This is a genomic window from Streptomyces sp. ATLC9 (assembly GCF_057196705.1).
The window spans coordinates 1-417 of the sequence record NZ_JBXUOY010000607.1; the positions used below are offsets into that span (position 1 = coordinate 1).

The window sequence follows — 417 nt, forward strand, 5'->3', positions numbered from 1 at the left end:
CTAGTTGAGCAGACTTCCCTGCAGTTCGGCGCGGAGGTCCGGCGTCAGCACCGTACCCGCCCGGTCCACCAGCAGGGCCATCTCGTACCCGACCAGACCGATGTCCGCCTCCGGATGCGCCAGCACCGCCAGAGAGGAACCGTCGGAGACCGACATGATGAACAGGAACCCCCGCTCCATCTCCACCACCGTCTGATTCACCGCACCCCCCTCGAAAATGCGCGACGCACCGGCGGTCAGCGAGGTCAGCCCCGACGCGACCGCCGCCAACTGATCGGCACGATCCCGCGGGAACCCCTCGGACATGGCCAGAAGGAGGCCGTCGGCGGAGACCACCACCGTGTGCGACACCCCCGGGGTGTTGCTCACGAAGTTGGTGATCAACCAGTTCAGGTTCTGCGCCGCCTGGCTCATCGG

General features: G+C 66.9%; 1 protein-coding gene. It reads right to left on the reverse strand.

Going from position 1 to position 417, the window contains the following annotated elements:
- The coding region (locus AC2CJA_RS27290) for a roadblock/LC7 domain-containing protein (RefSeq protein WP_484605286.1) at positions 1-417 on the reverse strand (417 nt) is incomplete at its 5' end.